The 22,442-nt window shown below is 63.1% G+C and carries 15 protein-coding genes and 1 tRNA gene; 7 read left to right on the top strand and 9 right to left on the bottom strand.

Features of this window, described 5'->3' with window-relative positions:
- Nucleotides 1–97: 97 nt before the first annotated feature.
- Together BPHY_RS07570 and BPHY_RS07565 are read left to right on the top strand one after the other, a co-directional pair.
- Entirely contained in the window at nt 98–967 is an 870-nt protein-coding gene (locus BPHY_RS07570; protein ID WP_012400878.1) for an EI24 domain-containing protein, read from the top strand.
- Nucleotides 968–979: 12 nt separating this feature from the next.
- Nucleotides 980–1,813: a competence/damage-inducible protein A gene (locus tag BPHY_RS07565; RefSeq protein ID WP_012400877.1), complete on the top strand. Its 834-nt coding sequence runs from the start codon at nt 980–982 to the stop codon at nt 1,811–1,813.
- A gap of 168 nt (nt 1,814–1,981) precedes the next feature.
- On the opposite strand, the gene BPHY_RS07560 is transcribed toward BPHY_RS07565, so the two are convergent.
- A complete protein-coding gene (locus BPHY_RS07560; RefSeq protein WP_012400876.1) occupies nt 1,982–2,446 on the bottom strand; it encodes a rhodanese-like domain-containing protein in 465 nt (154 codons plus the stop codon).
- Nucleotides 2,447–2,861: 415 nt separating this feature from the next.
- Between BPHY_RS07560 and glnA the strand changes: the two genes are divergently transcribed.
- From glnA to ntrC, 3 genes are all read left to right on the top strand, one after another.
- Complete coding sequence (glnA, locus tag BPHY_RS07555; protein ID WP_012400875.1) at nt 2,862–4,277, top strand: type I glutamate--ammonia ligase; 1,416 nt, start codon at nt 2,862–2,864, stop codon at nt 4,275–4,277.
- Between the two features lie 149 nt (nt 4,278–4,426).
- Nucleotides 4,427–5,569 carry a nitrogen regulation protein NR(II) gene (gene glnL / locus BPHY_RS07550; protein ID WP_012400874.1) on the top strand — a complete coding sequence of 381 codons (1,143 nt, stop codon included), beginning with the start codon at nt 4,427–4,429 and terminating at the stop codon, nt 5,567–5,569.
- A gap of 46 nt (nt 5,570–5,615) precedes the next feature.
- On the top strand, nt 5,616–7,130 hold the full coding sequence (ntrC, locus tag BPHY_RS07545; protein WP_012400873.1) for a nitrogen regulation protein NR(I): 1,515 nt from the start codon (nt 5,616–5,618) through the stop codon (nt 7,128–7,130).
- Nucleotides 7,131–7,236: 106 nt separating this feature from the next.
- On the opposite strand, the gene xth is transcribed toward ntrC, so the two are convergent.
- Nucleotides 7,237–8,013, bottom strand: a complete 777-nt coding sequence (gene xth, locus BPHY_RS07540; protein ID WP_012400872.1) for an exodeoxyribonuclease III — start codon at nt 8,011–8,013, stop codon at nt 7,237–7,239.
- 223 nt (nt 8,014–8,236) lie between these two features.
- Nucleotides 8,237–8,313, bottom strand: a tRNA-Met gene (locus tag BPHY_RS07535).
- A 174-nt stretch (nt 8,314–8,487) separates the two neighbouring features.
- Between BPHY_RS07535 and BPHY_RS07530 the strand changes: the two genes are divergently transcribed.
- Nucleotides 8,488–9,777 carry an amidohydrolase family protein gene (locus BPHY_RS07530; protein ID WP_012400871.1) on the top strand — a complete coding sequence of 430 codons (1,290 nt, stop codon included), beginning with the start codon at nt 8,488–8,490 and terminating at the stop codon, nt 9,775–9,777.
- A 116-nt stretch (nt 9,778–9,893) separates the two neighbouring features.
- On the opposite strand, the gene BPHY_RS07525 is transcribed toward BPHY_RS07530, so the two are convergent.
- The 6 genes from BPHY_RS07525 to fixL form a co-directional block, all read right to left on the bottom strand.
- Nucleotides 9,894–12,008, bottom strand: coding sequence for a M3 family metallopeptidase (locus BPHY_RS07525; protein ID WP_012400870.1), 2,115 nt, complete (start codon nt 12,006–12,008; stop codon nt 9,894–9,896).
- Nucleotides 12,009–12,433: 425 nt separating this feature from the next.
- Entirely contained in the window at nt 12,434–13,291 is an 858-nt protein-coding gene (gene folD, locus BPHY_RS07520; RefSeq protein ID WP_012400869.1) for a bifunctional methylenetetrahydrofolate dehydrogenase/methenyltetrahydrofolate cyclohydrolase FolD, read from the bottom strand.
- Nucleotides 13,292–13,642: 351 nt separating this feature from the next.
- The gene (locus BPHY_RS07510; RefSeq protein WP_012400868.1) at nt 13,643–14,557 is read right to left on the bottom strand and encodes a DUF2950 domain-containing protein; all 915 of its coding nucleotides are present in this window, start codon (nt 14,555–14,557) and stop codon (nt 13,643–13,645) included.
- An 89-nt stretch (nt 14,558–14,646) separates the two neighbouring features.
- Nucleotides 14,647–15,957: a DUF3300 domain-containing protein gene (locus tag BPHY_RS07505; RefSeq protein ID WP_012400867.1), complete on the bottom strand. Its 1,311-nt coding sequence runs from the start codon at nt 15,955–15,957 to the stop codon at nt 14,647–14,649.
- Between the two features lie 352 nt (nt 15,958–16,309).
- Nucleotides 16,310–16,954, bottom strand: a complete 645-nt coding sequence (fixJ, locus tag BPHY_RS07500; RefSeq protein ID WP_012400866.1) for an oxygen response regulator transcription factor FixJ — start codon at nt 16,952–16,954, stop codon at nt 16,310–16,312.
- The gene (gene fixL / locus BPHY_RS07495; protein ID WP_041763425.1) at nt 16,951–19,467 is read right to left on the bottom strand and encodes an oxygen sensor histidine kinase FixL; all 2,517 of its coding nucleotides are present in this window, start codon (nt 19,465–19,467) and stop codon (nt 16,951–16,953) included. The genes fixJ and fixL overlap by 4 nt, the downstream gene beginning before the upstream one ends.
- A 274-nt stretch (nt 19,468–19,741) precedes the next feature.
- Between fixL and aceE the strand changes: the two genes are divergently transcribed.
- Nucleotides 19,742–22,441, top strand: coding sequence for a pyruvate dehydrogenase (acetyl-transferring), homodimeric type (gene aceE / locus BPHY_RS07490; RefSeq protein WP_012400864.1), 2,700 nt, complete (start codon nt 19,742–19,744; stop codon nt 22,439–22,441).
- Nucleotide 22,442: the final 1 nt, after the last annotated feature.

Here is a 22,442-nt window from a genome sequence, read left to right as displayed (position 1 = left end):
AACGTCGTTCGCGCTTTCGAACGCCGACGCCCGACGTGGTTTATCCTGTCCACGTTTCCTTCCTTTTCCTGCCTGCTTCCCTCGTCATCGACTACGAATGAATGACCTCTTGCGCTCGTTTGGGCGCGCGCTTTCTTCGGTGCTCCATCCGCGCATGCTATGGCTGACGTTCATGCCGTTCGCAGCAGCCGCGATCGTCTGGGGCGTTGTGCTGTGGTTTTCCTGGCAGACCCTGATCGGCGCGACGCGCGGCTGGCTCGAAAGCTGGCCGCTGACGACGACGCTCTACGGCCTGTTCGACTGGCTCGGCTTTTCGTCGCTGCACGCGGCCGTCGCGCCGTTCATCGTGATCGCCATGGTGATTCCGCTGATCGTCGTCACGGTGCTGCTGCTGATCGCGACGCTGTCGATGCCGGCCGTCATCAGGCATCTGTCGAAGCGGCAGTTCGCGGGTCTGGAGATGCGGCGCGGCGGCACATGGTTCGGCAGTGTGGTGCATTCCATCTGGACAACGCTCGTGTGTCTGCTCGTGCTGGTGATCACGCTGCCGCTCTGGCTGATCCCGCCGTTCTTCGCACTGATTCCGCCGCTGCTGTGGGGCTGGCTGACCTATCGCGTGATGACGTACGACGCGCTGTCACTGCACGCAAGCTACGAGGAGCGACGCGCGCTGGTGCGCCAGCATCGGCTGCCGCTGCTGCTGATCGGCGTGGCGAGCGGTTTGCTAGGTTCGCTGCCGACGCTGATCTGGGCGTCGTCCGTGTGGCTGATCGTGCTGTTCCCTGTGATGACCGCGGTGACCATCTGGATCTATGCTTTCATCCTCGTGTTTACGGCGCTGTGGTTCGGCTATTACTGCCTGCGTGCGCTGCAGCGAATGCGCGCCGACGAGCACGGCGGCAACGGCCATCATCACGGTCCCCACGGACCTCATGGCGCACGCGGCACAGCGCCCGTTTCCTACTGACAAGAGGCAGCAATGGCATTTGGCGTCATCATCATCGGCGATGAAATCCTGTCCGGCAGGCGTGTCGACAAGCATTTGCCGAAGGTCATCCAGCTTCTGAGCGCACGCGGCCTGTCGCTGTCGTGGGCCGAGTACATCGGCGACGATCCGGAGCGCATCACGGCCACGTTGCGCCGCACCTTCGCGACAGGGGACATCGTATTTTCGACGGGCGGCATCGGCGCGACGCCCGACGATCACACGCGTCAATGCGCGGCCGCGGCGCTGGCCGTGCCGCTCGAATTGCATCCCGAGGCGAAGGCGCTGATCCAGGAGCGCATTCGCGACATGCATCCCGCGAATGCGCCGGCGCCCGTCGATTTCAATTCACCGGAGAATCTGCACCGGCTAAATATGGGCACGTATCCGCGCGGCGCGTCGATTATTCCGAACGGATACAACAAGATTCCCGGGTTCTCAGTCGGCGATCACCATTTCGTGCCGGGCTTTCCTGTGATGGCGTGGCCGATGATCGAGTGGGTGCTGGATACGAAATATGAGCATCTGCATCATTCAACGCCGCACGCAGAAAAGTCTCTGCTTGTCTTCGAATTGCCGGAATCGACGCTGACGCCGCTGATGGAAAAGATCGAGCATGACTTTCCGGGCGTTCGCGTATTCAGTCTGCCGAGCGTCGGCGATGCGGAGCGTGGCGGCATCTATACGCGCCGCCATATCGATCTCGGCGTGAAGGGCGAGCCCGAAGCGGTCGCGGCCGCGTTCGTGAAGCTGCGCGAAGGCGTGCATATGCTCGGTGGCGATATCGTCGAACCGGAAGTGGCGGCGCAGGCGCAGCCGCGCGGCTGAGCACCGGCGTATCGGCGGGGCGCGCAACCCGTCGCATCGTTCGCGTGTCACATCGCGCGCCGACGGTTCAATAACAAGGCGGCACACGACATGCTGCGTGCGCCGCCGGTTCGAGACGTATCCTGATGCAGTGCGCCTGACGCAGTGCGGTCGAGGCGCTCAAACGCGTCAGGCACCGATCCACGGCAACCCGCGGAAACACCAGCCCGACACCGTCTTTCGATGCCCTTGGCCGTCCTTGTCGCCTTCGAAGCCTTCCAGCAGATCCAGCGCCTTCGTGAAACCGGCCTGCGTCGCGGCGATGGCGGCCAGCTTCGAGCGTGCGGCGCTCCGGCAGAGCAGTAGCAATGGCGCGTCCGGTGTCACGACCTGGCGCAGCTGGTCGATGAACTCGGCGTTCGGCACGCCGCCAGGATAGCGCGTCCATTCGACGTGCGCATACTGGCCGTCGCCGACGACGGGGCGGCCGACCCAATCGAGTTCGGCGCGCGTACGCACATCGACGAGTCGGGCGCGCGGGTCGAGTTGCAGAAGCTCGAATGCCTCGGCAGGCGTGACGGCGCCTGCGTACGGAAGCTGATTGTCGACACGGCGCTTCTCAGCCTGGCTGTACAACTGTTCGAGCGTACTCATGACAGCAAACCTCCTTGGGGCCAAAAAAACATTTTAGCAAGCCGCCGAATGCCCTTCGATGAAAAGGCATCGTGCTCTAATCTGGTGCGCAAATGGGGCGATGCACCAGAATAGGTTGTTAAACGGTCGCCGGTTTGTCGGATGCCCTGTGATGGTGCAACTCGACCCGGCGATTCCCGCAAACGGTGTGCGTCGATTCCCCGCGAAGGCGCGCGGAGATTAGCTTTGCAGCGAAGTGGCGCAAGTCGGACGGAAACATGGCATGGAAGCTGCTTTATTGGTCCCGATCGAACTGGCGCGGTGCAGTAAGCACTTTTCCTTGTGAGGCCGTACGGGAAGGGTGGACGCATCGAGGCTGGTCAGCTAGATTGGGCGGCGGTTCAACCCGCCGAATTCGTTAATCAGGAGATAGGTTATGAGTAAATCCGTGGCCGACGTCATGCAACTCGTCAAGGACGAGGACGTCAAGTTTGTCGACTTCCGTTTCACCGACACGCGCGGCAAGGAGCAACACGTTTCGGTGCCGGTGTCGGCATTCGACGAAGACAAGTTTGAAAGCGGCCATGCGTTTGACGGTTCTTCGATTGCAGGCTGGAAGGGCATCGAGGCATCGGACATGCTGCTCGTGCCGGACTCGAACACGGCCTTTATCGACCCGTTCTACGAAGAGTCGACCCTCGTGCTGACCTGCGACGTCGTCGAACCGGCTGACGGCAAAGGCTACGAGCGCGACCCGCGCTCGCTCGCCAAGCGCGCGGAAGCGTATCTGAAGAGCACGGGCCTCGGCGACACGGCGTTCTTCGGTCCGGAGCCGGAATTCTTCATTTTCGACTCGGTCCAGTGGAACACGGACCAGTCGGGCTGCTTCGTCAAGATCGGTTCGGAAGAGGCACCGTGGTCGTCGGGCAAGGAATTCGAAGGCGGCAACACGGGGCACCGTCCGGGCACGAAGGGCGGTTACTTCCCGGTCGCGCCCGTCGACACGTTCCAGGACATCCGCTCGGAAATGTGTCTGCTGCTCGAACAGATCGGCATCCCCGTTGAAGTTCACCACCACGAAGTGGCAGGTCAAGGTCAGAACGAGATCGGCACGAAGTTCTCGACGCTGGTGCAGCGCGCCGACTGGACGCAGCAACTGAAGTACATCGTCCACAACGTCGCACACACGTACGGCAAGACGGCGACGTTCATGCCGAAGCCGGTCGTCGGCGACAACGGTTCGGGCATGCACGTTCACCAGTCGATCTGGAAGGACGGCCAGAACATGTTCGCAGGCAACGGCTACGCCGGCCTGTCGGAATTCGCGCTGTTCTACATCGGCGGCATCATCAAGCACGCTCGTGCACTGAACGCGATCACGAACCCGGGTACCAACTCGTACAAGCGTCTCGTGCCGCACTTCGAAGCACCTGTGAAGCTGGCCTACTCGGCACGTAACCGTTCGGCATCGATCCGCATTCCGCACGTTGCGAATCCGAAGGGCCGCCGTATCGAAACGCGCTTCCCGGATCCGCTCGCGAACCCGTACCTGTGCTTCTCGGCACTGATGATGGCAGGTCTCGACGGCGTGCAGAACAAGATCCATCCGGGCGAAGCTGCCGACAAGAACCTGTACGACCTGCCGCCCGAAGAGGATGCAAAGATCCCGACGGTGTGCGCCGGCCTCGACCAGGCACTCGAAGCGCTCGACGCAGATCGCGAGTTCCTGACGCGCGGCGGTGTGTTCACCGACGGCATGATCGACGCGTACCTCGAACTGAAGGAAAGCGAGTTGCAGCGCGTGCGTATGACCACGCATCCGGTCGAATTCGAACTGTACTACTCGCTGTAAGAGGCGCTGCGCTTCGTCCGTGATGAGCGGCGAAGCGTACGCCCCGACGCTGCGATCGGTCATGAAGGGACGGCGGCGCCGTCCCTTTTTCGTTGGATCGAAAGCCGTGACGTTTTTGTGGCAAACCGCTATCGAGACCCGACTGCAAGATGGTATTGAAGAACCTGATCAAGGCCAGAAAAGGGCATGCCGACGCACTGTCGGATGACGCGCAACTCGTCGACTCCGGTTTGCTGCCGGGCTTCGAGGCGTTGCCCACTGTCGTGCTCGTGCTCGACAAGCGGACGCTGCGGGTCGCGTTCGCGAATCCGTCGGCCGAGTCGATGCTCGAAATGTCGCGCCGGCAACTCACGCAAATGGCGTGGCCCGACATCTTCGCGAACGGCGAGGAGCTGACGGCGACTATCGCTGCCATCGCCGCTCACCGTTTTCATGCGACGCATCTCGATGCCGTGCTCGAGCGCCCAGGCCACGAGCCGTTGCATGTGCATGCTGTCGTCGGCTTTCTGGAAAGCGCGCAGGACTACGTGCTGCTCGAACTGTTCGAGAACGAGCGGCATCTGAGATCGGATCGCGAAGAGCGCATTCACGATCTCACGGCAGTCAACAAGCAGTTGATCCGCAATCTCGCGCATGAGATCAAGAATCCGCTCGGCGGCATTCGCGGCGCGGCGCAGTTGCTCGAGTTCGAACTCGGCGAGCGCGAACGCGACGAACTGCGCGAGTACACACAGGTCGTCATCAAGGAATCGGACCGGCTGCAGACGCTCGTCGACCGGCTGCTCGAGCCGCATCGTCATCCGCATATCGTCGGCGACGTGAACATCCACGAAGTGTGCGAACGCGTGCGCGCCGTGATTCTCGCGGAGTTTCCGCGTGGCCTCACGATCGAGCGCGACTACGACGTGAGCGTGCCTGATCTGCGCGGCGACAAGGAGCAGCTGATCCAGGCGCTGCTGAACATCGTGCGCAATGCGGCCGAGGCATTGCGCGAACGCATTTCGCAGGGTGATGCCCGCATCGAGTTGCGCACGCGCGTCGCGCGCAAGGTGACGATCGCGAAACGTCTTTGCAAGCTGGCACTGGACTTGCATATCGTCGACAACGGACCCGGCATTCCCGAGGACATACGCGAACGCATCTTCTATCCGCTCGTATCGGGCCGTGAAGATGGCAGCGGTCTTGGCCTGACGCTCGCGCAGACCTTCGTTCAACAGCACGAGGGGATGATCGAAGTGGAGAGCCGTCCGGGTCATACCGAGTTTCAGATCCTGCTGCCGCTCGACGTCTGACAAACGAGTGCACACACACGCAATACAAGACTTCTGACGGACCTATATGAAGCCGATCTGGATAGTAGACGACGATCAATCGATCCGTTGGGTGCTCGAAAAAGCACTCGCCCGCGAGAACTTTGCGACGCGCAGCTTCGCGAACGTGCGCGAAGCCGCGGGCGCGCTGGAACACGACAGCCCGCAGGTGCTGGTCTCCGACATCAGGATGCCGGGCGGCTCCGGGCTTGAACTGCTGCAGACCGTGCGCGACCGCGTGCCGGGTCTGCCCGTCATCATCATGACGGCGTTCTCGGATCTCGATAGCGCTGTGGCCGCGTTTCAGGGCGGCGCGTTCGAGTACCTCGCGAAGCCGTTCGACGTCGACAAGGCCGTGGAGCTGATTCGCCGTGCCGTCGACGAGAGCATGCGCGGCGAGCAGACGTGGGACGATCGCGTCGCCGAAGCGCCCGAGATGCTCGGCCAGGCGCCCGCGATGCAGGACATGTTTCGCGCGATCGGCCGTCTGTCGCATTCGGCCGCGACCGTGCTCATTACAGGCGAGTCAGGCACCGGTAAGGAGCTTGTCGCGCGCGCCTTGCACCGACATAGCCCACGCGCGAACGGTCCGTTCATCGCATTGAACACGGCAGCGATTCCGAAAGATCTGCTGGAATCCGAACTGTTCGGCCACGAACGCGGCGCGTTCACGGGCGCACAGGCGATGCGACAGGGCCGTTTCGAACAGGCTGAGAACGGCACGTTGTTTCTGGATGAAATCGGCGACATGCCGTTCGATTTGCAGACGCGTCTGTTGCGCGTGCTGTCGGATGGCCAGTTCTATCGCGTCGGCGGACACAACCCGTTGCGCGCGAATGTGCGGGTGATTGCCGCGACACATCAGAATCTCGAATCGCGCGTGCGTCAGGGACTGTTCCGCGAGGACTTGTATCACCGTCTCAATGTGATTCGTCTGCGTCTGCCTGCGTTGCGCGAGCGCAGCGAAGACATTCCGCTGCTCACGCGCCATTTCCTGCAGAAGAGCGCGCGCGACCTCGGCGTCGAGCCGAAGCGGGTATCAGACGAGGCGCTCGTTTATATGACGTCGCTGCCTTTTCCGGGCAACGTGCGGCAACTCGAAAATCTGGCGAACTGGCTGACCGTCATGGCGCCCGCGCAGACGATCGAGATCAAGGACTTGCCGCCCGATCTCGTGTCGACGCAGCAGAGCGGGGCGGAGCACGCGACGTCTGCCGTGTCCATGTCGAGCGAAGCCGCGTCGGGCAACGGCGGCGTGACGAACGGTGTTGCGCCCGCTGTGGGCATGCCCGTCGCGACGGGCGGCGCAGCGATTTCGCCGCCTGTGGCTGCATGGGAAAACGGCTTGCGCACGGAAGTCGCGAAACTCTTGCGCGAGAATGCCGCCGACGTGATGGACGAACTGTCGCGCCGATTCGAGGCGGCGGTGATACGCGAAGCGCTCGATTTCACGCGCGGTCGCAAGGTCGAGGCAGCGGAGCGGCTCGGCATCGGGCGCAATACGATTACGCGCAAGATTCAGGAGTTGAATCTTGAGCCGTAGGGGCGGATGCGAGCGGGCGTGACGCACTTACGCTCACGTGTGGCACAACGAAAGCGGCTCGACGGCGTGATGCGCCATCGAGCCGCTTTGTCTTTGCTGCCTTCGCTTATTCGGTGAGCGCGACGACGGGCGCGTGGTCCGAAGGCTGGTCCCATTTGCGCGGCGTCTTGTCGACATCGCAATGGGTGCAGCTCGCAGCGAGCGGCTTCGACAGCAGGATATGGTCGATGCGTAAGCCCGCGTTGCGGCGGAAGGCGAGCATCCGGTAATCCCACCACGTAAAGGTCTTCTCGGGCTGATCGAAGAGCCGGAACGAATCGACGAGCCCCAGTTCAATCAGACGGTTAAACTGCGCGCGCTCTTCGGGCGACACGAGATTCTGTCCCTCCCATGCCTTCGGATCATGCACGTCGCGGTCTTCGGGCGCGATGTTGTAATCGCCGAGCAGCGCGAGCTTCGGATGCTGCGTCAGTTCGCTCGAGATCCATTCATACATCGCGTCCAGCCAGCGCAGCTTGTAGGCGAACTTGTCGGTGCCGGGCGCCTGGCCGTTCGGAAAGTACGCGCAGACCACGCGCACGCCTTCGACGGTGGCCGCGATCACGCGCTGCTGCGGGTCTTCAAAGCCAGGGATGTTGCGCACGATGCTGCCTTCGTCGACGCTCACCCCGTCGCGCACGAGAATGCCGACGCCGTTGTACGTCTTCTGTCCCGCGAACCAGCTGCGATATCCCTTTTCTGCCAGCTCTGCGCGCGGGAACTTTTCGTCGGGCAGTTTCAGTTCCTGCAGGCAAAGCACGTCGGTCCGGCTGAGCTCGAGCCAGTCGATCACATGCTGCTGGCGAACCTTCAGGGAGTTCACGTTCCACGTGGCTAATTTCATCGCTCTTCTCGTTGCTCGTTTTCGTTGCGTCGTTGCAGGATGGAATCTTACCGCGATCGGGCAGGGCGGCTCAGTACGGCAACATGCATAAGCCAAAAGGCAAAAAGCAAAAAGCAAAAGCCCGCAACGCTTGAGGCGATGCGGGCTTCGGATGCTTGAAGCTGCCGGCTTGAAGCCGATGCTGCTTGAGGCCGTGTGGAGCAGACACGATGCCTGTGAAACCTGGTTGCGGGGGTAGGATTTGAACCTACGACCTTCGGGTTATGAGCCCGACGAGCTGCCAGACTGCTCCACCCCGCGTCAGAGGAACCGAATTGTACGGACACATGCGGCAGGCGTCAAACACTTGATCGAACTTTTTTTATGTTCGTCTGCCAGGTCTCCCAACGACACGCATTTCTTCCTATGCCGTTGCGTTGGTCCACAAGCATTTCTTCCGCCGATAGAATCGATGTCATGCAAAGGGAGCCCCTCATGGATCTGATCATCCGTCGTGCCGCATTGCCGCGCAGCGCCTCGCAACAGCGTGGCCTCGTCGACATTGGCATCGAGGCAGGCCGCATCGTCGCGGTCGAGCCGAAGCTCGCGGCAACTGCGCGTGAGGAAATCGATGCCGACGGTGGGCTCGTCACGCCGCCTTTCGTCGATGCGCATTTCCACATGGACGCGACGCTGTCATATGGTCTGCCGCGTGTGAACGCGTCGGGCACCTTACTCGAAGGCATCGCGCTATGGGGCGAACTGAAGCCGCATCTGACGCAGGAGGCGCTGGTCGAGCGTGCGCTGCAATATTGCGATTGGGCCGTCGCGCGCGGGTTGCTGGCCATCCGCACGCATGTCGACGTGTGCGACGAGCGTCTCTTTGCCGTCGAAGCGCTGCTTGAGGTGAAGCGCCGCGTCGCGCCTTATCTGGTTCTGCAACTGGTTGCGTTTCCGCAAGACGGCCTGCTGCGCAGCGCCGGCGCGTTCGACAACCTCAAGCGCGCGATCGCGATGGGCGTCGACGTGGTCGGTGGCATCCCGCATTTCGAACGAACGATGGCGGACGGCGCCGAGTCGGTGCGGCTGCTCTGCGAGTTCGCCGCGCAGAAGGGCTTGCGCGTCGACATGCATTGCGACGAATCCGACGATCCGATGTCGCGTCACATCGAAACGCTCGCCGCGCAAGCCCATCGGCTAGGCCTGCACGGACGCGTGACGGGTTCGCATCTGACGTCGATGCATTCGATGGACAACTACTACGTCAGCAAGCTGCTGCCGTTGATGCGCGAATCGGGCGTAGCGGCCATTGCGAACCCGCTCATCAACATCACGTTGCAGGGGCGCTCGGACACCTATCCGAAGCGGCGCGGTATGACGCGCGTGCCCGAGATGCTGGAGGCGGGAATCAATGTTGCGTTCGGCCACGACTGCGTGATGGACCCGTGGTACAGCCTCGGCTCAGGCGACATGCTGGAAGTCGCGCATATGGGGTTGCACGTCGCGCAGATGACGGGCATCGACGCGATGCACACGTGCTTCGATGCCGTCACGGTGAACGCGGCGCGTATCCTGGGGTTGGAGCGTTATGGAATTGAGCCGGGATCCGACGCGAATCTTGTCTTGCTCGACGCACGCGACGCCGTCGAAGCGATACGCCTGCGCGCGGCGAGGCGCGCGGTGGTGAGTCGAGGGAAAGTCGTTAGCCGTGCGCCGGCAGCACGCGCGTCGTTATCGCTGGAAGGGCGGCCAACGGAAGTGGACTTCAAGCTGCATCGCGAATGAAAAGGCGAGTTCGGTAAAACCGAGCCCGCTTCGCGTGTGCCCGAACGCCGACCTGATCGAAGCGCCGGAAGATGCAGGCGCTTCGACAGGCGGCGGCTGACGGCGTTAGCGCTGCCTCAATGCGCTGCGCCCGGCGCCGAACCCGGCGCCATGCCGTTGTGACGCAGCAGCGCATCGATGTTCGGCTCGCGGCCGCGAAACGCCTTGAACGATTCCATCGCGGGGCGGCTGCCGCCCACTTCGAGAATCTCCTTGCGATAGCGCGTGCCCGTTGCCGCATCGAGCACACTGCCTTTGCCTGCCTGCGCCGCTTCTTCGAACGCAGCGTACGCATCGGCGGACAAGACTTCGGCCCACTTGTAGCTGTAGTAACCTGCCGCATAGCCGCCCGCGAAGATGTGGCTGAAGGTGTTCGGCCAGCGCGAGAACGCTGCTTGCGGAATCACGTGGAAGCGCTCGTTGATCTCGCGCGCCAGATCGTTCGCGCTTTTCGCACCGGACGTGTCGAAGTCCACATGCAGCGTCATGTCGAACATCGAGAACACGATCTGGCGCAGCGTGCCGAGACCGCTCTGGAAGTTCTTCGCGGCGAGCATCTTGTCGAACAGGTCGCGCGGCAGCGGTTTCGCCGTGTCGACATGCTGCGTCATGCCGCTCAGCACGTCCCACTCCCAGCAGAAGTTCTCCATGAACTGCGACGGCAGTTCGACGGCATCCCATTCGACACCGTTGATGCCCGATACGCCGAGTTCGTCGACGCGAGTCAGCATGTGATGCAGGCCGTGGCCGAATTCGTGGAACAACGTGATCACTTCATCGTGCGTGAAGCAGGCAGGCTTGCCGCCGACGGGCGCGGAGAAGTTGCACGTCAGATACGCGACGGGCGTTTGCACCGCGCCGTTCACGGGCTTGCGGCGTGAGCGCGCATCATCCATCCATGCGCCACCGCGCTTGCCTTCGCGCGCGTACAGGTCGAGATAGAATTGAGCGACCAGGCCGCCGTCCTGATTCTCGACACGGAAGAAGCGTACATCGGGGTGCCAGGTCGCCGCTTCGTCGCGGCGGATCTTCACGCCGAACAGCGTCTCCGTGACCTTGAACAGGCCCTTCAGCACGATGTCTTCCGGAAAGTACTGTTTCACTTCGTTTTCGGAGAACGAGTAGCGCTTCTGGCGCAGCCGCTCGGCGGCAAACGCCATATCCCACGGCTGCAGTTCGCTCAGGCCAAGCTCGCTGGCGGAGAACTCGCGCAGTTCCGCCCAGTCGTGCTCGGCGTGCGGCCGGGCACGAGTCGCGAGGTCTTCGAGGAAGGCCATCACCTGTTCCGGCGACTCCGCCATCTTCGGCGCCAGCGATACCTCCGCGAAATTCCTGTACCCGAGCATGTGCGCTTCTTCTTCGCGCAGCTTCAGGTTCTCCGCGATGTTCGCTGTGTTGTCCCAGTCGGCGTTGCCCTTGCCGTATTGCGGCCCGAGCTCGGACGCACGCGTGACGTAAGCGCGGTACATCGTTTCGCGCATCGCGCGATTTTCCGAGTACTGCATCACCGGGAAGTAGGACGGGAAGTGCAGCGTGAACTTCCACCCGCTCTTGGTTTCGCGCTCGGCTGCTTCGCGCGCTGCCTCGATGACGTCTTCGGGCAGGCCCGCCAGTTCATCCTTGCTCTCGGCAATATACGCATACGCATTCGTCGCATCGAGCACATGATCCGAAAATGCCTTCGACAGCGCGGCCTGACGTTCCTGCAGTTCGGCGAACCGCGGCTTTTGATCTTCGGGCAGTTCGGCGCCCGACAGCCTGAAGTCACGCAGCGAGTTGTTGAGAATCTTCTTGCGCTCGGCTGTGAGCGATTCGAAATCGTTGCTGGCGGCGATCGTCTTGTACTTTTCGTAGAGCGCGAGATTTTGCCCGACGCTCGACCAGAACTCGGTCACGCGCGGCAGGTTTTCGCCGTACACGGCGCGCAACTCGGGCGTGTCGGCGACGGCATTCAGATGGCCGATCACGCCCCATGCGCGCGACAGCGGTTCCGTCGCGCGCTCGACGGGCTCGACGACGTCGGCCCATGATGCGGGCGTCGACGGCTCGGCAGCCCGTTCGACGGCGGCCGTCGCGTTCGCGAGCAGCACATCGAGGGCAGGCGTCACATGTTCGGGGCGGATCTCGCCAAAGCGCGGCAGATCGGAGAAATCGAGGAGCGGATTATCGGATGTCGATTGTGAAGTGGACATGATGCTTCCTGTCTGACGCGGTAAATGGAGCCCCGGAATATATCCGTCCGGGTCTGAAACGGGAGCGGCGCGGCGTGGCAAGCGGCGCGCGGATCATGCCGGCGCCCGGCAGTTGACATATTGGGGCGCCGTTCGCCATTTCCAGTCGCGGCCCGCTTGATCCGTCGATAGCTGTCAATAAGCCAGCCGAATGCGCAACAACTTATCAGAACTGCCGCCCGCGCGCAGTCATGGCGGGCTCGGCTCTATTTGTACCAGAAGCGGAGTGCGGATCAGCGGACGCTGTGAAGGTCGAACGATGATGTCTGCGAGCGTGCGGATGAATGCACATGGCGCGCCCGGATCGTGTTCGCGATCCGGGCGGCGAGCGAAGGCTGTGAGGAAGCCAGCCGGGAACGCGGCGTGACGCGCGTTCAGCGCGTCGATCAGGCGTGGCTGGCGGCGCGCTCGGCCGCTTCGATCGTGTTGACGAGCAGCATCGTGATCGTCATGGGGCCGACGCCGCCCGGCACGGGCGTGATATGGCCGGCCACTTCCTTGACGTTCGCAAAATCGACGTCGCCGCACAGCTTGCCGTTGTCGTCGCGGTTCATGCCGACGTCGATCACGGTTGCGCCCGGCTTGACCATGTCGGCCGTCAGGGTGTTGCGCAGACCCGTTGCGACCACGACGATGTCCGCGTCGCGCGTGAACCCGGCGATATCGCGCGTCTTGCTGTGGCACATCGTGACCGTCGCGTCCGCCTGCAGCAGCAGCATCGCCATCGGCTTGCCGACGATATTCGAGCGACCGATCACGACGGCGTTCGCGCCCTTCAGCGTGATGCCGTAAGCCTCGAACATTTTCATCACGCCATAAGGCGTACACGGACGAAACAGCGGCTTGCCCGTCATTAGCGCGCCGGCGTTCGCAATGTGAAAGCCGTCGACGTCCTTCTCGGGGGCAATCGCCTCGATCACCTTGTGGCTGTCGATGTGCGCAGGCAGTGGCAGTTGCACGAGAATCCCGTGGATATTGGGATCGCGGTTGAGTTCGTCGATCCGCGCGAGCAGATCGGCTTCCGTCATCGTCGCGGCGTAACGGTCATACGACGAGAAGAGGCCATTGTCCTCGCAAGCCTTGATCTTGTTGCGGACGTAGACCTCGCTCGCCGGATTGTCGCCGACGAGTACGACGGCAAGACCCGGCCGATGTCCGCGGGCGGTGAGAGCGGCGGCGCGCGTGGCGACGTCCGCGCGCAGGGTCTTGGAAAGGGCGGTGCCGTCGATCAGTTTGGCTGTCATGGTCGGTCGAGAATGGGCGTGTCGGAATGCGGGCGGGGCGCGCAGCCGCGGGGCGTGTGATCGCGTCGCGGCGCCTGACGCGCGTGATGCCTGCTGCGCATGCGTTTGCGGCGCGCGCCGTGACGGACGCCGAGAATCGCACGGATGGCGCTCTGCGGCTGGAACGGGTCGCATGCCGGAAAGCGCACTGCGCGAAAACCGCGCCGCAGCGAAGGTCGACATTATACCGTCGGGACAACCGAAGGGATGACGACGCGCGCCATTGACCGATAACGCGCGATGCCCGCCGCCTGGTGTAAGGCTGACGCGACACGGCCGCCATCAGGCGCCGCGTGCGCTGTCATTGCCCGTTCAGGGCCGCGTCGCCTGCCAGGAGGAGTCGGGGTTGAACGACGTGATCGCGGCGGCGACGCGCGGCGTCTGCGGCCCAAGATTCTTCTCGTAGACCTGGCCGTTCTGGTTGACGATGAAACTCATCACCCCCGTCTTGCCGTATTCTGCGGGCCACGCGACGAGGCCGAAGCCTTTCGTCAACGTGCCGTCCTGCAGGTAGCTCTGCGCACCGCCGTCGGCGTGGGCTCCCTGCGATGTGAGAATGCGGTAATGGTAGCCATAGTATGCCTCGCCCGGCGCGATCTGACGCGGCATCGTTGCGGCGAGCGGTCCGAGCGGGCTTTCGGGCTCGCCTTCGGCTGTCGGCCAGTACAAGCCGTCGTGCCGACCGGGCGAGCTGATGAACTTCTGCGCGTAATGCTGCATCTGGCTGCGGTAATCATTCTGCGCATCGACATACGCCAGTGAGGTGAGAATCGCCGCGCGCTCGTTTCGGCCGATGCGGCGCGTCAGCATCTCGTCGGTGGCGGCGGGCGTATCGAACTGCCACCCACGCGCCGATTGCACGATCGGGATGGGCAGCGTCCAGTCACCGTCGCCGACAGCGAGGTGCACGCTTTTTCGGCCGTGGCGCGGTGCTGGATCGTCGACGATCCGATGTCCCTTCGCCCACTGTCCGAGGAACGCATAAATGTCGTCTTCGCCGATGTTCGTGGTCGGAATGTAGCGGCCATAATTTTTTCCGAGCACCTTTTCCATCGCCGGATGGTCGCTGGTCGCGACCGCGTCGACGAGTGCGTCGGCGGCGGCCTCGGGCGTCGGGTAGACGGTTTGCGCGGCAACATGTTGCGCGAACGCGAGCAGCGTCGCGGCAGCCACGGCGCCCAGTGCGAGCCGGGCGCGCGTTGCGGGTCGAGTCGGGTTGCGGTTCATGTGAATCTCCTGTCGGCTGGTATCGGGGTGCGTCGAGGCTTTCCCGGGTTACACCAGCCACATGCATGATGAGAGTGTCGAACAGTCGTCTAGCGGCGATGGAATCCGCCGCCTCCGCCGCCGTGGAATCCGCCACCACCGGCGCGCCCGCCGCCGAAGTTGCCACCGCCGCCGCCCTGGAAGCCCCCGGCCTGCCGGCCTTCGAACTGCTGCCCGCCGCCGCCCGCGCCGAGCCGGTTGTTCGCGCCGCCGCTCTGCGCGAGCGACTGCCGGCTCGATTGGCCGCGCTGCAGTTCCTGACGTGATCCTGCGGGGTCGCCGGAACCTCGTAACGCGTTGTCGCGGTTCAGGTTTTGCGCGCTGTTGCGGACGTCGCCGGCGTTCGCGCCGCCCTGATGGATGGTCTGCACGCGCTGGCTCGCATTGCCGCTCAGGTTCTGACCAGTGCGGTTCTGAAGCGTCTGCTGCGCCTGCGCCCGCGACGCGTCGCGCCCGCGGTACTGGTCGCGTTGCGGAGCGAGATTGCTGTTGGTCAGGTTCGCGTTGCTACGGTTGATGTTCGCATTGTTGCGGTTGACGTTTGCGTTCCGGTTCCAGTTCGTCGTAGCCGTGTTCGAGCTGATCCGGTTGTTGACGTTGACGTTGTTGTAGCGATTGACGTTGATGTTGACGTCGTGCGTGTTCCAGTTGAAGCCGCCCCACAGCGAATTGGCGACAGCCACGCCCGCGCCGAACGCAAGGCCCGTCATGAAGCCTGTCGCGATGGCGTAGCCTGGCGGCGGCGGCACATAGACGGGCGGATAGGCGGGATAGGGCCAGGTGCCGTAGACGACAGTCGGGTTGTAGGTCGGTACGTAGACCACCTGCGGATTGGCGGGCTGGATCTGGATCGTGTTCTGCTCGACGATCACCTTCTGCTGCTCGCTCGACTTCAGATTGCCCGCGGATTGCGCCTGCTTGCGCAGCCGCTGCACCGAGTCCATTACGTCGTTGGGTTGGGCGAGAAACGCGTTGCCGAGTTGCGCGACCCAATCGGGTTTCGAAGCCATCGTTGCGAGCGCTTGCGGGAAGGCAACGAGCGACTGAACGCTCGGGTCCCACGGTTCCGAGGCGACGGCCTTGACCGCGTCGTCGCCCTTGTATTGCGAATTCGCTTTCGACCATGCGGCGGCCGCTTCGACATCCTGCGGGAACGTCGACGCCATCAACACCTGAGCGAGCAGCGCGTCGGGATAGAGCGCAATCGGGGCCGTCAGCGCATCGAGCTGTTCATTCGATACTTTCGTGGGCGTTTGCGCGACGACGTCAGCCGGCGCGACGAATTCCGCGGCGAGCGGAAAGCCTGCAAGCGCCGCGCAGACGAGCCAGGTGCGCGGTCGGTAGGGTCCGTAACGTTTCACAATGAAAACCTCCGTGCTGCGTTGCGCGCAGCGGCTGCGGCGCTGTGTTGTGCGATCGCGCGCCGGTCCGGCGCCCGTGTATCGCGACTGATAATGGAACTGGGCGGGACGCGCAAGGGCCGCGTGTATCGCGGGCTCGCGACAATGCGCGATGCATCGTTGCATAAAGCAATTCAGTTTGGAGGGCTAATGAAATGCTTGCGGCGTGCAGGGCGATAGGGGGCGGGCGGGAGGCAGGCGAGGAGGGACGATGCGAGCGCAGCGCCGCGTGATGGTGTCAACGATCTCATGCGCCCGCGCGCGTTGGTGCGCGGGCAAGGATCGCGCCATCACGCGATGACGGCGTCGTGTCTTATTGCGCGGGCTGCGGCTTGTTGGACAACGCGAGACGCAGCAGATCGGCCACCGTGTTCACGTTGAGCTTTTCCATGATGTTCGCGCGATGCGCTTCGACCGTCTTGATGCTGATGCCGAGGTCGTCGGCGATCTGCTTGTTCAGGCGGCCGGCGATGATGCGCTCGAGCACCTGATGCTCGCGTGCCGTGAGCTTGCCGAGGCGCTCGGCGGCGGCGCGCTGCTGCTGCACGCTGCTGCTTTCGCTGCGCGCCTTGTCGAGCATGCGCTCGACCAGCTTGCGCAGTTCGGCTTCGTCGAACGGCTTTTCGATGAAGTCCATCGCGCCCTTCTTCATCGTCGACACGGCCATCGGCACGTCGCCGTGACCCGTCACGAAGATGATCGGCAGCAGCGTGTTGTCGGCGATCAGGCGCTCCTGCAGTTCGAGGCCGCTCATGCCCGACATGCGCACGTCGAGGATCAGGCACGCGATCTGGCCGGGATGCTGATGCGGCTGCCATGCGTCGATGAACTGCTCGGCGCTGGAGAAACACTGCACGCGGTAGCCGTTTGCTTCCAGCAGCCAGCGCAGCGAATCTCGCACCGCTTCGTCGTCGTCGACGACAAACACGGTTTCCTGTGTGGTAACTGGGGTGTTCATAGCTCTCCCGTAACGGTTTGTGGTGTCGGCGCCTCGGACCCGCCGTTGCTCGGGCCGTCAGGCTCTCCAATAGGCAGACTGCAATGGAAAGTGGCACCCGTGATGTGGCCGTCGGACTCGACGTTGTTGACCACCCACAGGCGTCCGCGATGCGATTCGATGATCGAACGGCAAATGTTCAGCCCCATGCCCATGCCGTCGGACTTGGTGCTGTAAAACGGTTCGAAGAGACGTTCGGCCGTGGCTTCGTCGACGCCCGGACCCTGGTCGACGACGCTGATGCACACGAAGCCGGAATCGAGCTTCACGACGACGCGGATGACGGGATCGACGGCGTCGGGGCGCGCGTCGTGCATGGCTTCCGCCGCGTTCTTCAGCAGGTTGACGAGCACCTGTTCGATCAGCACGGGGTCGACGTAGATCACGGGCAGACGCGAGCGCATGTCCGTCACGATGCGGATGCGGCGCTTGCGCGCTTCGATCTCGGCAAGGCCCACGGCGTCCGCGACGATGTCGGAGACCCGGGTGGCCTGGCGTTTCGGTTCGCTGCGTTTCACGAATTCGCGGATGCGCTTGATGATCATGCCGGCCCGCACGGCTTGTTGCGCCGTCTTTTCGAGCACAGGTAGCAGGTTGTCGGGAGTCGTCCGACCAGATTTAACCAGTGCGACGGTTCCAGAGCAATAGTTATTGATGGCCGCAAGAGGCTGGTTTAGTTCGTGCGCGAGCGACGACGCCATTTCGCCCATCGTCATCAGGCGGCTCGTGAACTGCAGCTTCTCGTCCTGCTGGCGCGCCAGTTCCTGCGCCTGCTTGCGGGTGGTGATGTCGGTCGCAATCTGCATCTGCGCGAGATGGCCGTCCACCCACTGGATGTACTGGCGTCGCACTTCGAACCACTTCTGGATCCCCTGCACGTAGACTTCCTGCGCGTCGGCCGTGCTTTCCGTGAGCGCGGTGGCGGGCAGGCCGGCGAACGCGTCGACCATGTCGATCGAATCCGACGAGGCCGCCGAACTGTCGAAGCCGCCGCCTCCCGCGAGTTCGAGATGGCCGTCGGGGCGGATGCCGAACAGGTGGCGGTAATAGCGATTCGCGAACAGCAGCTCGGCTTCGTCGGCGGCGAGCACGGACACGGCGGCATCGAGGCTTTCGAGCACCGTCGTGAAGCGCTCGTGCGCGGCGGCGAGTTCTTCGCGAGCGCGCTTCGGCTCTGTGATGTCCGTCATCGACGACATCCAGCCCGTCTGTCGGCCCGAGCTGTCGATCAGCGGCGACACGTACAGGCGTGCGTGGAACAGGGAGCCGTCCTTGCGGCGCACGCGCAGCTCGAAGCCGGACGAAGGCGCCTTGCCGCGCAAGGTCATGTCGAGCTGACGCTGCATCTCGGGATACGAGTCGCGCGGCCAGTACGGGAACGGTGCATTCTTGCCCACCAGATCGCTTTCGTCCCAGCCCGTCATGCGGCAGAAGGCGGGGTTCACGTGCGTGATGCGCCCATGCATATCGAGCACGCGCATGCCGATCAGCACGGAGTTTTCCATCGCGCGGCGGAAAAACGCTTCCGCGTACAGCGCCTGTTGCGCCTCGAAGCGCTGGCGCGTGTGCTTCCACAGACTCCACAGGCTCCACAGGACAAAACACGACAGACCCGCGACCAGCCACACGAGCGTGTTGTTCGTGAAGTTGGTCATCTGCGGATACGCATAGACGCGCACCGACACGCCCTGGCCGGGCGGGTCGAGGGGCAGGTCGTAGTATGCGTCGCGCGGCAGGCGGGGGCGCGTCGAGGTGGTGGCGAGCTCGCGGTTGTTGATGTCGATGATCGAGATCTTGTACTTCGCGGACAGCTCCGGTGGGATGTCGCGCTTCAGGATCCCTTCGATCGAGAACACGGCCGCGACTGTGCCGAGAAAGTCGCGGTCGCGATAAACGGGTGTTTGCAGGGTGATGTAGCCATTGCCGACGTCGTCGTACATCAGCGGCGAGTAGACCTGGCGGCGCGTGTTCTTCGCTTCGGCGAAGGCCGCCTTGACGGCCTCGTCCATCTGCTGGTCATTGGGCTTGGCAAGGCGCTGGCCCAGCACGGGCAACGCGTTGTTCGGCCAGCGCGGCTGCTGCGCGCTGGTGTACCAGTTCATGTAGAGGATCTCGGGATGCCCCTGCATGATGTCGGCCGTCGACACCTGGAAGGAGTGCGGGTCCGCGCGGCCCGAAACCAGGTCGCGCGCGAGCGCCTGAAGCTGTTCCTGCGCGCCCGTCATCGAGAGGCGGATTTGCTGCTGCGCCCACGCGACGTTGCGATAAAGCGTGTCTTCCTGCTGTTGCTGTTCTCGCCGGTTCAGGCTCCACAGGATCAGGCTCATGACGACCAGGAAGACCAGGATCGACAGCAGCGGCGTCAGCAAATAGGAATTCGACCACCAAGGTCCGTGGTGCCAGCGTGACGGCGACGAATCCGCCGACGGTCCGGCAGAGCGTGCCGAGCGTGCGAAAAGTCGATCGGTCAACATGGCTCGCATTGTAGCGCAGGGGCTGACACGTAATTGCCGCAAAAAAGCGATGAAAGTCACGCAATTCGGCGCAAACTAGCCGACGTACTCGCTGATCGGCAGTCAAACCAGGGTGCGCTGCAGCAATTTTTCGCATTATGAGAAAGACTCTCGTAATCTGAAAATTTCCTTGCGCAGGCGTTGTGGGCCTTATTACAATCGCCCGGAAGCTGCCGCGGTCGCCGTTCGTCCGCGTCGCCTGTTCACAGAGCGTTCCCATATCCAGGAGACGAGCATGTCCGCTGTACCTGACGAAGTGATGAAGTACGTCGCCAACGCCAAAGACGATAGCGACCCGCAAGAAACGGCCGAGTGGCTCGAAGCGCTTGATGGCGTGATTTCTGCTGTCGGACCCGACCGCGCTCACTACCTCATCGAAAAGCAGATCGAATTTGCACGCGTGCATGGCGAGCATCTGCCTTTCTCTGCGAACACCCCGTACATCAATACGATCCCCGTCGCGAATCAGGCGAAGATTCCGGGCGACCAGGACGTCGAACACCGCATCCGCTCGTACACGCGCTGGAACGCGATGGCGATGGTGCTGCGCGCTGGCAAGGACACCAACGTCGGCGGCCACATCGCATCGTTCGCCTCGGCCGCGACGCTGTACGACGTCGGCTTCAACCACTTCTGGCACGCGCCGTCGAAAGATCACGGCGGCGACCTCGTGTTCGTGCAGGGCCACTCGTCGCCGGGCGTCTACTCGCGCGCGTTCCTGCTCGGCCGACTGTCGGAGAACCAGCTCGACAACTTCCGTCAGGAAGTGGGCGGCGAGGGCATCTCGTCGTACCCGCATCCCTGGCTGATGCCGGACTTCTGGCAGTTCCCGACGGTGTCGATGGGTCTCGGCCCGATCATGGCGATCTATCAGGCCCGCTTCATGAAGTACCTGCAGGCGCGCGGCATCGCGAAGACCGACGGCCGCAAAGTGTGGGCGTTCCTCGGCGACGGCGAAACGGATGAACCGGAATCGCTCGGTGCAATCGGCATGGCCGGCCGCGAGCGTCTCGACAACCTCGTGTTCGTCATCAACTGCAACCTGCAGCGCCTCGACGGCCCGGTGCGCGGCAACGGCAAAATCATTCAGGAACTCGAAAGCGAGTTCCGCGGCGCCGGCTGGAACGTCATCAAGGTGGTCTGGGGCAGCCGCTGGGATGCCCTGTTCGCACGCGACAAGTCGGGCGCACTGATGCGCCGGATGATGGAAGTCGTCGACGGCGAATATCAGACGTACAAGTCCGAGTCGGGCGCGTTCGTTCGCGAGCACTTCTTCAACACGCCCGAACTGAAGGCGCTGGTTGCCGACTGGTCCGATGACGATGTGTGGAGCCTGAACCGCGGCGGCCACGATCCGCACAAGATCTACGCGGCGTTCAAGCAGGCGACGCAGGCGCAGGGCCAGCCGACTGTGATACTCGCGAAGACGATCAAGGGCTACGGCATGGGCGAAGCCGGCCAGGCGATGAACATCACCCACCAGCAGAAGAAGATGCAGGTGGAAGCGCTCAAGCATTTCCGCGACCAGTTCCGCCTGCCCATTTCGGACGACGAGATTGCGCACGTGCCGTATCTGAAGTTCGAGGAAGGCTCGAAGGAACTTGAATACATGCGCGCCCGCCGCCAGGAACTGGGCGGCTATCTGCCGGCGCGCCGCCAGAAGGCGGAATCGCTGCCCGTTCCGGGGCTCGACGCATTCGAGCCGCTGCTGAAGGGCACGGGCGAAGGCCGCGAAATTTCCACGACGATGGCGTTCGTGCGGATTCTCAACATCGTGTTGAAGGACAAGGCAATCGGCAAGCGCGTCGTGCCCATCGTGCCGGACGAGTCGCGTACCTTCGGCATGGAAGGTCTGTTCCGCCAGATCGGCATCTGGAATCAGGACGGCCAGAAGTACATCCCGGAAGATTCCGACCAGCTGATGTTCTACCGTGAGTCGGAAACGGGCCAGATCCTGCAGGAAGGCATCAACGAAGCAGGCGGCATGTCGGACTGGATCGCAGCGGCGACGTCGTATTCGACGCACGGCGAGATCATGATCCCGTTCTACATCTTCTACTCGATGTTCGGCATGCAGCGCATCGGCGACCTGGTGTGGGCCGCAGGCGACATGCGTTCGCGCGGCTTCCTGTTGGGCGGCACGGCGGGCCGGACGACGCTCAACGGCGAAGGCCTGCAGCACGAAGACGGCCACTCGCTGCTGTGGGCTGCATCGGTGCCGAACTGCCTGAGCTATGACCCGACGTTTGGCTACGAACTCGCTGTCATCATGCAGGACGGTCTGCGCCGCATGGTGCAGGAACAGGAAGACGTGTTCTATTACATCACGGTGATGAATGAGAACTACGAGCACCCGGCGATCCCGCAGGGCGAGCACGTGGCGAAGGACATCATCAAGGGGATGTACGCGTTCCGCAAGGGCGCCGACAACGCGAAGGCGCCGCGCGTGCAGCTGATGGGCGCGGGCACGATCTTCAACGAAGTGATCGCCGCCGCCGACCTGCTGAAGAACGACTGGGGCGTCGAAGCCGACCTGTGGAGCGTGCCGAGCTTCACGGAACTGGCGCGCGAAGGTCACGAAGTGCAGCGTCAAAACCTGCTGAACCCGCTCGCCGAAAAGAAGCTCTCGCATGTCGAGACGCTGCTGAAGGACGCAAAGGGTCCTGTGATCGCGTCGACCGACTACGTCCGAGCGCTGGTCGACCAGATCCGTGCGTTTGTCCCGCAACGCTTCGTCGTGCTGGGCACCGACGGTTTCGGCCGCTCGGACACGCGCGAAAAGCTGCGTCACTTCTTTGAAGTCGACCGCTACTGGACGACGGTTGCTGCGCTGAATGCGCTGGCCGATGAGGGTACGATTGAGCGCAAGGTGGTGGCCGACGCGCTGAAGAAGTACAACCTCGATCCGTCCAAACCCAACCCGATGACCGTCTAAG

The sequence above is a fragment of the Paraburkholderia phymatum STM815 genome, assembly GCF_000020045.1.
GTDB classification, from domain to species: Bacteria; Pseudomonadota; Gammaproteobacteria; order Burkholderiales; family Burkholderiaceae; genus Paraburkholderia; species Paraburkholderia phymatum.
This window is presented reverse-complemented; position numbering and strand designations above follow the sequence as displayed.